The organism is Micromonospora sp. NPDC000663 (genome assembly GCF_042898105.1).
In the GTDB taxonomy this organism is placed as follows: Bacteria; Actinomycetota; Actinomycetes; order Mycobacteriales; family Micromonosporaceae; genus Micromonospora.
Window position 1 is genome coordinate 1,509,758 of record NZ_JBIAYR010000001.1, and the last position, 13,047, is coordinate 1,522,804.

Genomic DNA, 13,047 nt, shown 5'->3' on the forward strand with positions numbered 1-13,047 from the left:
TCATCGCGCTGAAGTCGGCCGGAACTCGTTCCCGTATTCGCTACCGTATGTTGTACGGTAGGCGCCGGTGGCCGCTACGGAGGGGAGATCGACGTGACAGCGAGCGGTGCGGCGATAGTCGCGCAGGGGCTGCGCAAGCGGTATCGGGACCGGTTCGCCCTGGACGGCTTCGACCTGCGGGTGGACGCGGGGACGGTGTGCGGCCTGCTCGGTCCGAACGGGGCCGGCAAGACCACCTCGGTGCGGATCCTGTCGACCCTGCTGCGGCTGGACGGGGGCCGGGCCGAGGTCGCCGGCTTCGACGTGACCCGCCAGCCGGACCAGGTGCGCTACCGCATCGGGCTGGTGGGGCAGCACCCCGCGCTCGACGAGGCGCTCAGCGGCAGACAGAACCTCGTGCTCTTCGGGCGGCTGTTCCACCTGGGGCGGCGCCGGGCCCAGCAGCGGGCGGTCGAGCTGCTGGAGCGGTTCGGCCTCGACGATGTCGGCGAGCGGCCGGTCCGCACGTACTCCGGCGGGATGCGGCGGCGGCTGGACCTGGCGTCCGGCATGATCCTGGCCCCCGCCGTCCTCTTCCTCGACGAACCCACCACCGGGCTGGACCCTCGCGGCCGGAACGAGGTGTGGGTCTCGATCCGGGAGCTGGTCCGCGCCGGCACCACAGTGCTGCTCACCACCCAGCACCTGGACGAGGCCGACCAGCTCGCCGACCGGATCTCGGTGGTCGAGGCCGGTCGCGTGATCGCCGAAGGCACACCCGACGACCTCAAGGCCCGCCTCGGCGGCGACCGGATCGAGCTGGTCGTCGCGGACGCCGCCGACCTCGCCACCGCCGTCGCCCAGGTGCGCCGGGTCGTCGACGACGAACCGACCGTCGACGCCGACCGGCGTGCGGTGAGCGTCGGCGTCGGGCATCGGGCCGGTGCTCTCGTCGAGGTGTTGCGGGCGCTCGACGCCGCGCGGGTCACGGTGGCCGACGTCGCTCTTCGTCGCCCCACCCTGGACGACGTGTTCCTGCACCTCACCGGGCACCGGGCCGTCCAGCAGGAGGTGACCGCGTGAGCACCACGACCCTGCCCTCGGCGGTGGACCTGACGCCCGGCCGGCCCGCCGCGCTCACCGACAGCGGCACCCTCGTCTGGCGCGGCCTGGCCCGGTGGCGACGCGACCCCGGGCCGCTTGTCGCCTCGCTCGGCTTCAACATCCTGATCGTGCTGATCTTCGCCTACCTGTTCGGCGGGGCGTTGCAGGTGCCCGGCGGGGGCAGCTACCGGGAGTTCCTGATGCCCGGCATGTTCGTGATGACAATGGTCTTCGGGATCAGCCTCACCACGATCGCTGTCGCCGAGGACCTGGAGCGCGGCATCACCGACCGGCTTCGCGCCATGCCTGTGTCACCCCTCGCGCCGCTTGTCGCCCGGGCGGTGACCGACATGCTGTTCGCCCTGGTCACCCTCGCGGTGCTGCTGGCCGCCGGCCTCGCGGTCGGTTGGCGGGCGCACGGCGGCCCCGGCGCCACACTGGGCGCGGTGGGACTGATCCTGCTGCTGCGGTTCGCCCTGATCTGGGTCGGCATCTTCCTCGGCCTGGTCACCAGGGGCCAGACGGCCGTGGTCGCCGTGCAGACCCTGGAGTTCCCGCTCGGCTTCCTCTCCAACGCGTTCGTCGCACCGGCCACGATGCCGGCCTGGCTCGGCGCGGTGGCCGCGTGGAACCCGCTGTCGGCGACCGTCGGCGCCACCCGCGAGCTGTTCGGCAACCCCGGCTGGGGAGGTGACTCGTGGGCGGCGCAGCACTACCCGTGGCTGGCGGTGGCCTGGCCGATCGTGCTTGTCGCCGTGTTCCTGCCGCTCTCGGTCGCCAGGTACCGGCGGCTGGCCGGCTGAGCGTCCAGGCGTACGCGCCCCCGGTGGTTCGGCCACCGGGGGCGCGGTCGGTCACCCGGCGGGACGCAGCACCCGCCCCGGGCCGGCTGCGTTGTCGGCGGCGGCCTGGCTGCGCTGGGTCCCGGTGACGCAGACGTCGTCGCCGATGAACGCCTCGCGCCACACGTACCCGGCGACGCAGGTGTGCGGGCCGTACGGTCCGCTGACCCAGCGGCTCGTCGCGGCCGCGTTGTCCGCGAGCACCTGGGAGCGGGTCGCGCCGGTGACGCAGACGTAGTCGGACTGGTCGGCGTCGCGCCAGACGTACCCGCTGACGCAGGTGTTCGGGCCGGAGACGAGCCGGGCCGGGTTGCGCCGGGACGCGGCCGCGGCGTTGTCGGCGGCGGCCTGGCTGCGCTGCGTCCCGGTGACGCAGACGTCGTCCCCGGCGTACGCCTCACGCCACACGTAGCCGGCGACGCAGGTGTGCGGACCGTACGGGCCGTTCACCCAGCGGCTGGCCGCGGCGGCGTTGTCCGCCCACACCTGGCTGCGGGTGGCGCCTGTGACGCAGACCAGATCGCCGGCGCGGGCCTCGCGCCACACGTAGCCCTGGAGGCAGCGGTTCACCACGTCGGTCGTCACGGTCACCGAGGCGGTGTTGCCGGAGAGCCAGTTCACGCCGATCTGCACGCCGTTGGCGTTGAGCGACTGGGCCGGCCCGCCGCCGGGGCCGGTACGCAGCAGGGTCGGGGTGCCGTTGCGGACCTCGTGCAGCAGCACGGTGTCGGCGGGGATGCCCGCGCTCCAGCCGGTCTTACGGCGGAACTCGACCGTGTAGTAATGGAAGAGGTCGGCCGGGTCGAACGGGATCCGGACCAGCTGCGGGCCGCTCGCGGCGGGCACCTCAAGCGGGGCCATGGTGAGGGTGCGGGAGGCGACGCCGTCGGCGGCCATGGTGAACACCCGGTTCTTGGGCAGCCAGCCCAGCTCGTCGCGGTGCGGCCCGTTGAGCCCTACCGCGCTGGTGCCGTAGTTCGCGGTGCCGAAGGCGTGGATGTGCATGGCGCTCATCTCGTCCCACGGGTCGTCGTACTCGCCAGGCTGGGACCACGGCGCGTTCTGGTAGGTGGTGTCGTTGGAGAAGGAGTGCCCCAGGTTGTAACCGTGCAGCATCTCGTGCGCGGCGAAGCCGACGTTCCAGGCGCCCGGGTCGAGCAGCACCCGGCCGCCTGCCGCGCCGGAATCCACCCAGTCGTTGAGCATGACCGCGATCCGGTTGCCGGCGGGCACCGCGTAGCCGGCGGTCGCCGCCGTGTCCACGCAGCGCTGGATCCGGGTCCACCTGTCGATCGACCCGAACTGCGCAAGCGTGTACGGCATCGTGTACCAGCCCCGCACCACCGACCCGGCCAGTGAGACCCGCCCGCCGGACTGGTCGGCGAAGTAGTCCGCGACCCCGCCGGTGCCGACCCCGGCCGCGGTGAGGAAGTTGGCGAAGTGCGACGGCGGTTGAGGCTCCGCCGGTTTGTCGCTGAACTTGCACAGCAGCACCGACCAGGCGGTGGCGTTGCGGATCGGGCTGGCCGTCGCCGGGGCGGCCGGCAACGCGACCGCCCCCAGCGCGGCGCAGGCGAGCGCCACGGCCGACGCGGCAACCCGACGGAGGATTCTGGACTTCACGCGTACGCTCCCGTCTCTGCGGCCCGGCCAACCCGGGCCCGGAGTCCACATCGGAGCACCGTGGGTGAGTGAATCGGCACGTTGAGTCGCGTTGGCGACGGGCCGGAATCCGACTTCGCGGGCTCGCACTGACGGTCGAGCGCCTGCGCTCACGGGTGATCGCCGGGGCCCCCGCACCCCGACGAGCACCCGCCGTCGCGCTACGCGATCCGGCGGATCCGCCGCACCGCGAGGTAGAGCAGGAGCAGGGCCAGGGCGACGAAGATCCCCGTCTCGATGCCCTGGAACAGCCAGAACCGGTCCGCCGGCTGGTACAGCTGCCAGTTGTACGCGCCCGGCTCAAGTCCCAGTTCCGCCCCGCAGACCCGACCCTCCGGCCCCTTGCCACCCGGCGGGCACTGGATCCGGCCGCCCTCCGCGATCATCGTGCCGTCGGGGTTCCGGACGCCCTGGGCGAGGATCCAGTCTCCCCGGCTGATCTCCGGCGGCCCTTCTCCCTCGATCGGGAAGGTCTGGGTGCGGGCCGGCTGGTAGTGCCGTCGGGCCAGAAGCTCCACCGCCGCCCGTACGCCGATGAACCCGGCGAGGGTGATGCCCATGGCAGGCAGCATCCGCTTCCAGACGGTGCCGGCGAAGACGCCGAGCGCCACGGCGAACAGGGTGTACCCGATCGGCACGATGCCCTGCAGGTCGAAAACGATCATGCCGAACCGGCCCTCGTACGCGGCCTGGGTGAGCGGGTCGACCCACCACGACATGCCCAGCCCGTAGACCGCCGCGAGGATCAGGACGGCCGCGCCCACCAGCCCCAACTTCACCAGAGCCCAGCGGGTCCGGCCGACGCCCTGGGTCCAGACGAACCGGTGCGTGCCGTGCTCCACCTCGCGGGCGACCAGCGGCGCGCCCCAGAACAGGCCGACAAGCGCCGGCAGGGTGATCAGCAGTACGGCCACCAGGTTGAGGCTGCCGTACTGGTTGCCGAAACGCCGGAAGCCCGCGTCGCAGGCCTCCCGGGTCGCCGCCGCCACACTGGTGTCCGCGAGCTGCCGTGCGCAGTCCGTCAGCCCGAGGTCGCTGAAGGTGTTCCGCATCGACAGGCCGATCGGCACCAGCAGGGCGGCGAGCGCCGCGAGCCCGACCAGGGTGTAGAACGCCTGCTTGCGGTGTTGCCGCCAGGTCAGCCAGATCATGCCGCCACCCCCCATTCGCTGTGACTGGTCTGCGGGGTGCCGTCGGCCAGGTAGGCCAGGACGACGTCCTCCAGGCTGACGTCGCGGACCGTCCAGGCCGGATCGGTGACCGGGCCGTCGGTGCGGACCAGCAGCGTGGACTGCCGGTCGGTGTGGCTGGCCCGGACCACGGCGGCGACGCCCCCGATGACGCCGCCGTCGTGCCGAGGGCCGACCAGGTGCCGGTGCCCGGTGACCAGGTCGTCGACCGTGCCGGTGAGCTGTACCTGGGCCGAGTTGAGCACGATCAGGTAGTCGCAGACCCGTTCCAGGTCGGCCAGCAGGTGCGACGAGAGCAGCACCGTGGTTCCGGAGTCCGCCACGCTGCCCATCAGCGACTGGAGGAACTCCCGCCGGGCCAGCGGGTCGAGGCTGGCCACCGGCTCGTCGAGCAGCAGCAGCCGGGGCCGTTTGGCCAGCGCCAGGGCGAGCGCCACCTGGGCCCGCTGCCCGCCGGAGAGCTTGCCCACCGGCCGGTCCGGTGGAATGCCGAGCTGTGCCAACCGGGTACGGGCCAACGCCGCGTCCCACCGCCTGTTCAGCTTGCCGCCGGCGAAGACCAGCTCAGCGGCGGTGAAGTCCCGGTACAGGGGAGTGTCCTGGGCGACGAACCCGATATCGGCCAGGCCCTCCGTGTCGCCGTACGGGGACCTGCCGAACACCCGCACCGTGCCCGCGTCGGGCTTGAGCAGCCCGACGGCGAGGTGCAGCAGAGTGCTCTTTCCCGCGCCGTTCGGCCCGACCAGCGCGGCGATCCGGCCGGCCGGCAGGTGCAGTGAGCAGTCCCGCAGCGCCCAGGTGCTGCCGTACCGCTTGCCGAGCCGGTCGGCCTCCATGACCATGTCCATCCTCTGTCCTCTCGTTCCGCTCATGCGGGTTCCTTCTGCGGGGTGTCGTCGGCGAGGGTGGCGCGCAGCGTGGTCTCCACCAGGGCGATGACGTCCTCGGCCGTGAGGCCTGCGGCCTGCGCCCGGTGCAGCCAGGCGACCAGGTCGTCGCGCAGCTCGGCCTGGTTGGGCAGGGACGCGCCGGCTAGCGTGCGCTGCACGAACGTGCCCACCCCGGGTCGGCCGCCGACCAGACCCTCGATCTCCAACTCGCGGTACGCCTTCAGCACCGTGTTCGGGTTGATCGCCAGTGACTGGGCGACGTCCCGGACCTTCGGCAGCTGGTCGCCCGGTGAGAGCAGGCCGACCCGCAGCGCCTGTTTCACCTGCTGCACCAGCTGCATGTAGGTGTTCACCTTCGACCGGCTGTCCAGCACGAACTCGATCACTCGTGATGATCCTTCCTGTTGTCCTACGACAGTAGGACTAATAGACAGCTTCGACGCACGGGTCGTACCTGTCAAGCGACTCGGCGGCAGTGGCGGCACCGGCGGGCCACGGATTGGCACCTACGGGCCAGCGGACCGGGAAGGGGACGGCAGGCGATCCGCGCGACGGAGAGGTGGGCGATGGTCACCAGGGAGTTCACGGCGCCGACGGCGACACCGTTGCAGACGGCCCGCGCCCGGGGCCGGGTGCGGGGACGACTGATCCTGCTCGGCCCGGCGTTCGTCGCCGCCGTCGCGTACGTCGACCCGGGCAACTTCGCGACCAACTCGGCCGCCGGCGCCCGCTACGGCTACCTGCTGGTCTGGGTCGTGGTGGTGGCCAACCTGATGGCCATGCTCGTGCAGACGCTCACCGCCAAGCTGGGCCTGGCCACCGGGCGCAGCCTGCCCGAACTGTGCCGCGAGCGCCTGCCACGGCCGGTGAACCGGATGATGTGGGTCCAGGCCGAACTGGTCGCCATGGCCACCGACCTGGCCGAGGTGATCGGCGGCGCGGTCGCGCTCTACCTGCTCTTCGGCATCCCGCTGCTGCCCGGCGGGATCATCATCGGCGCCACCGCGTTCGCCGTGCTGGCCCTGCGCTCACGGGGCTTTCGCGCGTTCGAGATCGGCATCGCCGTGCTGCTCGGCGTGATCGTGCTGGCCTTCGCCGCCAACCTGCTCGCCTCCGGCTCCGACCCGGGCTCCGCCGTCGCCGGCCTGGTGCCCCGCCTCCAGGGCACCGACAGCGTGCTGCTGGCCGCCGGCATCCTCGGCGCCACGGTCATGCCACACGTCATCTACGTGCACTCCGCGCTGACCCGCGACCGCATCCCCGCCGCCGACGACACCGAACGTCGCACGCTCTTTCGGGGCCAGCGCGCCGACGTGCTGCTCGCGCTGACCGCCGCCGGGGCGGTGAACCTCGCCATGCTGCTGATCGCCGCGGCCAGCTTCCGGGGCGGTGGCCCGGCCGGCGCGGACAGCCTGGAGGGGGTGCACGCCGGCCTCGGTCAGACAATCGGCACCGCTGCGGCGTTCGGCTTCGCCATCGCCCTGCTGGTCTCCGGGCTCGCGTCCACGAGCGTCGGCACGTACGCCGGTGAAGTGATCATGGAGGGCTTCCTACGGCGGCGGATTCCCCTGCTGCTGCGTCGCCTGGTCACCCTGCTGCCCGCGCTCGCCGTGCTCGCCATCGGCCTCGACCCGACCCGGGCGCTGGTGCTGTCCCAGGTCATCCTCAGCTTCGGCATCCCGTTCGCGCTGATCCCGGTGGTCGCCTTCACCCGCCGCCGTGAGCTGATGGGAAACCTGGTCAACCACCCCCTCACCACCGCCGCCGCGTCGCTGGTGGCCGTGCTGGTGGTCGCGCTCAACGTCTTCCTGCTCTGGCAGGTCGTCGGAGCCGGCTGAGCCGGGGCGTGGGTCAGGTCCGGCGGCCCTCGTCACGGGCCGGGATCTCCTGGCGCTGTTCGAGGGCGTCCGCCGGGTCGGCGTCGGCCGGCAGTGACGTCCCCTCCTCGAGAGTGCCCGCCGGCAGGGAACCCTGCTCGGCGAGGTCGGCCTCGGACGCCTCCGGGTCGACGTCACCCGACACCCGGTCCGGCGGCCCCACGTCGAACGCGTCCTGCCGTTGCTCGACAGCGTCCGCCTCCGGGGGAGGGATCGGAACGCCCTGGTCGTCCGGGTACGTGCTCATCGGAGCCTCCTCGCGGCGGTCGTCGACATGCCGCCGGGCCGCTGCCTACCCGGCATCGCCGCAGTCAGACCTGCCCCGGGGGCGGGATCCGGCGGGATCCCGACCGGCTCGGGTGTCAGGCCGGCGGGGTCGCGCCGCCGCGGCAGGACGAGGCGGTCGTGCCCCGCACCGTCGTGGGGGCACCGAGATCCACCGGAGCGGGGCCAGCCGCGCAGGTCAGCGCGCCCACCCGCCCGCCGGCGAGGATCGGTGCGGACGCGGTACCCGTCAGCGCCAGCGGGCCGTCCACCCGCGTGCCCACCACTGTGACGTGGCCCGTCGTGCCGGTCAGCGCCACCGCGCCGCGCACCTCGGAGCCCAGCAGCTCGACGGCGGCGGCGCCGGAGGACGCCAGGCCCCCGCCGATCGTGGACCGCTCGGCGACCAGGGAGGCGCCGGGCGCCACGGTGACCGGGCCGCTCACGGTGGCCGCGCGCAGGCAGGTGACGCCGGCGCTGACCACCAGCGGGCCGGCGTGCCGCCCGGCGACCACGCGGGTGCAGGCCGGTGGCGGCGGGAGCAGGGTGGCCACGAACGCGCGGGACGACCCGACGTTGCCGACCGCGTCGACGCCCCGGTACTCGATGGTGTGCCGGCCGTACCCCGGGGACCGCTCGGCGAACGGGGACACCGACAGCCCGCCCGAGCCGAGGTTGCCGTAGACCAGGCCGTCCACGTCGGTGCCGGTGGCGGTGAACAGGAACGGCGACCGGGCATCCGTGGGCCAGCCGTAGTAGGTGTGCCAGCCGTCGCCGTCGAGCCGGAACTCCGAGGTCACCACCCCCGGGGTGTCGTCCGTGCCGGTCAACCCCATGGTGAACGGGCCGTTGTACACGTACTCGGTGGGCCGGCCGGGCCGGGTCACGGTGAGCAGGGGCTCGGAGAGGTCGTACGCGACGTCGGGGCGGGTCGCGTCGACCGTCCAGGTGCGGGTCACCGCCTCCCGGGTCGCCGGGTCGCTCACCCGGGCGGTCAGCCGGTGGGTGCCCCGCGACAGGCGCAGCGCGCCCAGGTCGAGGTCGCGGTCGCTGCCGGCGTCGGCCACCTGTCGCCCGTCCAGCGACCAGCGCACGCCCGGCGCCCGGTCGGTGGGTTGGCTGGTCTGCACGTACACCACGTCGTGGGCCCCGACCGGCCGGTCGGTCGGGGTGGACCCGGTGATGGCCAGCGGCGGCGCCACCGGCGGGGTGCGGACACGGGTGTCCACCGTCCAGGTGCGGGTCTGGGTCAGCGCGGGGGAGGTGCGGATCGCCGGGTCGCGGACGAACTCCGTCGGGTCCGTCACCGTGGCGGTGACCGTGTGCCGGCCGGGGCGCAGCCGCAGCGTCCGCAGGTCCAGGTAACGGGCGTCGCCGGTCCGCGGCACCACCCTGCCGTCCACCGACCAGGTCACGGCCAACGCGTGGCTCACCGGGTGCAGGGTGTCCACCCAGAGCAGCCGGTCCGCGCCGACCGGCTGGTCGGTGGCCGTGCCGCCCTGCACGATGCTCACCCGGTCCGCGATCCGCTCGGTCATCTGCTCGCGGCCGACCTGGTCGAAGTAGAAGCCCAGCGACTTCATCATCGAGTGCCGGCTCGGCCGCCACACCCCGCGCTGGAGGTACAGGCCGCCCTCGTAGCGGCCGATCCGGCCGCCCGACTCGCTCGGCTCACCAAGCCAGCGCCACCACTTGGCCCGGGTGTCGCGCATCTGCCGCTCGGTGAGCACCGTGTGGTGCGCCGAGTCCGGTTCCGGCCCGTCGTACGTGTCGCCGGGCACCCCGCGGGCGTAGTAGTCGTACTCGTCCTGCAACCCGCCGAGCGAGTGCCCCAGCTCGTGCGGGCTGATCAGCGCCGAGAGCGCGTTACCGCCGGACGCGGTGGCGTTGCTGCCGCCCGCCCCGCCGTACGTGCCGCTGTTGGCCAGGGCGATCAGCTGCCGGTTGCCCGGGTTGGTGCCGACGGCCAGGTCGGCGTACGTGTTCGCGGCGGCGCCGTCGACAGTGAGCAGGCGTTGCACGCTTGCCGGGTTGCACCCGCCCCAGAAACCCATGTCCAGCACTGTGTCGCGTTGCGGCGCGGACAGGCCGGGATCGCAGTCCACACCGGACTCCGGCGAGACGATCTCGACGGCGTACACGTTGAAGTAGCTGCGGTAGGACTTGAACGGCTCGATCGTCCAGAGGGTGTTGAGGTGCCGGTCCACGTGCTCCCGGAAGGTGGGCAGGTCGGCCTCGGTGTAGCCGTCGCCCAGCAGCACCAGGTTGAACCGCTTCGCCGGGTCGCCGGTGACCTGGATCGGCACCACTGTGGCGCTGCCGGCCGGCGCGGCGGTGGCCGGTGTGGCGACAGCCATTCCCGCCGCGACCAGCGCCGCCACACACAATCCCGCTCTGATCCGCACCCCGCGCCCCTTCCGACGTGCCGTGCGGCCGGACGGCGTGGGACAACCGGGCCGGCGGGAGCGCCGGCACCCGGTCCGCCGTGACCGCTGTCACGTCGGACCGTACCGGGGGTGGGGCCGGCACGTAACCCCGCGCCGTCGCGACTGGACAGTGACGGCGGGTGACCGCTCGGCGCACCCAGGGCGGCGTTCGGCTCGCGTGCCTGCCCGGGCGGCTGTCGGGCCACCCCTCTCATCGGAAAGCATCGATCAATTGTCCCGGTGTGGCCGTCGGTCGGCGGTCGGCGCGTCACCGCGAACCGGACGACCCGCGACGAGAGGGAACACCATGCGATGGAACGCACGACGGGCCGCCGCCGGCGGCTTCGGGCTCGTCCTCGGTGCCGTGCTGGCGCTCGCCCAGGTCGCACCCGCGCAGGCCGAGTCGAACGGCGGCGTACGCGTCATGCCACTGGGTGACTCGATAACCGACGGGTACAACGTGCCCGGCGGGTACCGGATCAACCTGTGGCAGCGCCTGGCCGGCGGTGGCTACACGGTCGACTTCGTCGGCTCCGGGTTCAACGGGCCCGCGAGCCTCGGCGACCACGACCACGAGGGGCACTCCGGCTGGCGCATCGACCAGCTCGACGCCAACATCGTCACCTGGCTGCGGGCCACCGACCCGCGTACCGTGCTGCTGCACATCGGCACCAACGACGTGAACCAGAACTACGACCTGGCCAACGCGCCGGCCCGGCTCTCCGGTCTCATCGACAAGATCAGGGCGACGGCTCCGGAGGCCGAACTCTTCGTCGCCACCATCACCCCGGAGTCCGACGCGACCCGGGAGGTGCGGGTGCAGGCGTACAACGCCGCGATACCCGGGATCGTGGCGCAGAAGGGCAGCCGGGTGCACCTGGTCGACATGCACGCCGCGCTCACCACCGCCGACCTCGCCGACGGTGTCCATCCCAACGCCGGCGGGTACGACAAGATGGCCGCCCGCTGGTACGACGCGCTGCGCTCGGTGCCCGGCAGCCTGACCCCGGCCGGCGGCCCGCCGGTCGGCACCCCGGTCGGCCTGGTCAACACCGGCTCCGGGCGTTGCCTGGACGTCTCGGGCGCCAGCACCACCGCCGGCGCCCCGACCATCATCTGGGACTGCCACGGCGGCGCCAACCAGCGGTGGACCCGCACCACCGCCGGCGAACTGCGGGTCTACGGCGACCGGTGCCTGGATGTGAACGGCGGGGCGAGCGCCGACGGCACCCGGGTGCAGATCTGGACGTGCAACGGCAGCGCCGCCCAGCGCTTCACCTTCCGCACGGACGGGGCCATCGTGCTCACCTCCGCCGGCAAGTGCGTGGACGTGATCTCCGGCGGTACGGCCAACGGCACGACTGTGCAGCTCTGGACCTGCAACGGCACCGGCGCCCAACGCTGGTCCACCCGGTAGTCGGCTGGCCCAGCCACTCCCACAGCGGATGCCAGGCCGGTTGCGGCTCGCCCAGGCGGCCGCCGCGCCCAGCACCGTGCCGAGCACACCTGCCGGCACCACCGCCGGGGGTGGCGCGCGGCGCACCTCGACAGTCAGGTCCCTCACGTCCGAAATCCGGCCGGGTGACAGTACATCGACGAGGGTGGGGACCCGGCGCCGAGATGACCACGCCGGTGGTCGGGATCAGCCAGGATGGGCGGGACGGCCCGGGACGTGGCCGCGACGAGGAGGCGGGCGATGCGGGTACGCGGGCGGGTGACCCGGGGGCGGCGTGTCCGCGCGGCAGCGGTGCTCGGCGCGCTTGTCGTCGGTGCCGTGCCGGCCGTGGCGTTGGCGCCCGGTGTGGCAGGCGCGGCGGGCCCCGCACCTGTGTGCCAGGTGCGGGACGACCGGCTCACCGAGATCTCCGGGATGGTCGCCACGGACGACGGGTACGTGGTCGTCAACGACGGCGCCGACGACGAGGCCCGTCGCCGGATCTTCCACCTCGACCGCCGTTGCACGGTGACGCGGACGGTCAGCTACCCGTCGCGCCCTCGCGACACCGAGGACCTGGCGATCGGCGCGGACGGCACCATCTGGGTGGCCGACACCGGTGACAACGACCGGACGCGGGAGACGATCGCCCTGTGGCGGCTCGCGCCGGGCGCGGACGAGCCGGTGCTGCTCCGGATGGCGTACCCGGACCGCCCGCACGACGCGGAGGCGCTGCTGCTCAACGCCGACGGCCGGCCGCTGATCATCACCAAGGGTGGCAGCGGCACCGCCGTCCTGTACGCGCCGACCGCCGCGCTGCGACCGGGCGCGACGACGCCGCTGGCCTCGGTCGGCCAGGTGGTCCTGCCGTCCAGCTCCACGAGCAACCCGTTCTCGTTCCTCGGCCGGGGCGTGGTCACCGGCGCGGCGAACGCGCCGGACGGACGTCGGGTGGTGCTGCGCACCTACGCCGACGCCTTCGAGTACGACGTGCCCGACGGTGACGTGGTCGCCGCGCTCACCACAGGCGTCCCGAGGGCAATCGCGCTGCCGGACGAGCCCCAGGGCGAGTCGATCACCTACAGCCGGGACGGACGGTCGCTGCTCACCGTGTCCGAGTCCGCCGACCAGCCGGGCATCCGCCCGACGATCCTGCGGTACGCGGTCGCGCCCGCCACCGCCGCCCCGCAGCCGGCGGAATCCACCACCGCCCCCACGCCCGCGCCCACGACTGCCGTCCCCGCCGCCGGGCAGGCCGACGGGGGCGGCCGGATCTGGCCCCTCGCGGCCGGGGCCGGGACGCTCCTGGGCCTCCTCGCGGTGGGCGGTGTGCTGTGGCGGCGGCACACCGACAGGCGGTGACCGGCGGCTCGTCCGC

11 protein-coding genes are annotated in these 13,047 nt (G+C 73.3%); 5 read left to right on the top strand and 6 right to left on the bottom strand.

The features are described 5' to 3' along the window. Positions 1 to 93 precede the first annotated feature (93 nt). The gene (locus tag ACFY1S_RS07195) at positions 94 to 1,062 is read left to right on the top strand and encodes an ATP-binding cassette domain-containing protein (RefSeq protein ID WP_387113668.1); all 969 of its coding nucleotides are present in this window, start codon (positions 94 to 96) and stop codon (positions 1,060 to 1,062) included. Further along, on the top strand, positions 1,059 to 1,886 hold the full coding sequence (locus tag ACFY1S_RS07200) for an ABC transporter permease (RefSeq protein ID WP_387113670.1): 828 nt from the start codon (positions 1,059 to 1,061) through the stop codon (positions 1,884 to 1,886). Before ACFY1S_RS07195 ends, ACFY1S_RS07200 begins: the two co-directional genes overlap by 4 nt. 51 nt (positions 1,887 to 1,937) lie before the next feature. Here the strand turns inward: ACFY1S_RS07200 and ACFY1S_RS07205 are convergent, their stop codons facing one another. The 4 genes from ACFY1S_RS07205 to ACFY1S_RS07220 all read right to left on the bottom strand — a co-directional run bounded on the left by ACFY1S_RS07205 (position 1,938) and on the right by ACFY1S_RS07220 (position 6,053). Continuing rightward, positions 1,938 to 3,548, bottom strand: coding sequence for a hypothetical protein (locus ACFY1S_RS07205; protein ID WP_387113672.1), 1,611 nt, complete (start codon positions 3,546 to 3,548; stop codon positions 1,938 to 1,940). A gap of 200 nt (positions 3,549 to 3,748) precedes the next feature. Further along, positions 3,749 to 4,738, bottom strand: a complete 990-nt coding sequence (locus ACFY1S_RS07210) for an ABC transporter permease (RefSeq protein ID WP_387113674.1) — start codon at positions 4,736 to 4,738, stop codon at positions 3,749 to 3,751. Continuing rightward, positions 4,735 to 5,625, bottom strand: a complete 891-nt coding sequence (locus ACFY1S_RS07215) for an ABC transporter ATP-binding protein (RefSeq protein ID WP_387114365.1) — start codon at positions 5,623 to 5,625, stop codon at positions 4,735 to 4,737. Before ACFY1S_RS07215 ends, ACFY1S_RS07210 begins: the two co-directional genes overlap by 4 nt. A 20-nt stretch (positions 5,626 to 5,645) precedes the next feature. Then, positions 5,646 to 6,053: a GntR family transcriptional regulator gene (locus tag ACFY1S_RS07220; protein ID WP_139586771.1), complete on the bottom strand. Its 408-nt coding sequence runs from the start codon at positions 6,051 to 6,053 to the stop codon at positions 5,646 to 5,648. 180 nt (positions 6,054 to 6,233) lie between these two features. Here ACFY1S_RS07220 and ACFY1S_RS07225 point away from each other — a divergent pair, with 180 nt between their 5' ends. Further along, positions 6,234 to 7,505, top strand: a complete 1,272-nt coding sequence (locus ACFY1S_RS07225) for an Nramp family divalent metal transporter (protein ID WP_387113676.1) — start codon at positions 6,234 to 6,236, stop codon at positions 7,503 to 7,505. Between the two features lie 13 nt (positions 7,506 to 7,518). Here ACFY1S_RS07225 and ACFY1S_RS07230 read toward each other — a convergent pair whose 3' ends face one another. Both ACFY1S_RS07230 and ACFY1S_RS07235 read right to left on the bottom strand, forming a co-directional pair. Next, a complete protein-coding gene (locus ACFY1S_RS07230; protein ID WP_387113678.1) occupies positions 7,519 to 7,791 on the bottom strand; it encodes a hypothetical protein in 273 nt (90 codons plus the stop codon). Positions 7,792 to 7,906: 115 nt separating this feature from the next. Next, positions 7,907 to 10,213 (bottom strand): M64 family metallopeptidase, encoded by a 2,307-nt coding sequence (locus ACFY1S_RS07235; RefSeq protein WP_387113680.1) that lies wholly within the window; start codon positions 10,211 to 10,213, stop codon positions 7,907 to 7,909. A 328-nt stretch (positions 10,214 to 10,541) separates the two neighbouring features. On the opposite strand from ACFY1S_RS07235, the gene ACFY1S_RS07240 reads away from it, so the two are divergent. Then, entirely contained in the window at positions 10,542 to 11,651 is a 1,110-nt protein-coding gene (locus ACFY1S_RS07240) for a lectin (protein ID WP_387113682.1), read from the top strand. A gap of 279 nt (positions 11,652 to 11,930) precedes the next feature. Then, positions 11,931 to 13,031, top strand: a complete 1,101-nt coding sequence (locus ACFY1S_RS07245; RefSeq protein WP_387113684.1) for a hypothetical protein — start codon at positions 11,931 to 11,933, stop codon at positions 13,029 to 13,031. Positions 13,032 to 13,047 lie beyond the last annotated feature (16 nt).

Bases quoted from the DNA above. Each gene is read 5' to 3' on its own strand.
- ACFY1S_RS07210 (WP_387113674.1), bottom strand. From the start codon at position 4,738: ATGATCTGGCTGACCTGGCGGCAACACCGCAAGCAGGCGTTCTACACC.
- ACFY1S_RS07215 (WP_387114365.1), bottom strand. From the start codon at position 5,625: ATGGACATGGTCATGGAGGCCGACCGGCTCGGCAAGCGGTACGGCAGC.
- ACFY1S_RS07225 (WP_387113676.1), top strand. From the start codon at position 6,234: ATGGTCACCAGGGAGTTCACGGCGCCGACGGCGACACCGTTGCAGACG.
- ACFY1S_RS07230 (WP_387113678.1), bottom strand. From the start codon at position 7,791: ATGAGCACGTACCCGGACGACCAGGGCGTTCCGATCCCTCCCCCGGAG.
- ACFY1S_RS07240 (WP_387113682.1), top strand. From the start codon at position 10,542: ATGCGATGGAACGCACGACGGGCCGCCGCCGGCGGCTTCGGGCTCGTC.
- ACFY1S_RS07245 (WP_387113684.1), top strand. From the start codon at position 11,931: ATGCGGGTACGCGGGCGGGTGACCCGGGGGCGGCGTGTCCGCGCGGCA.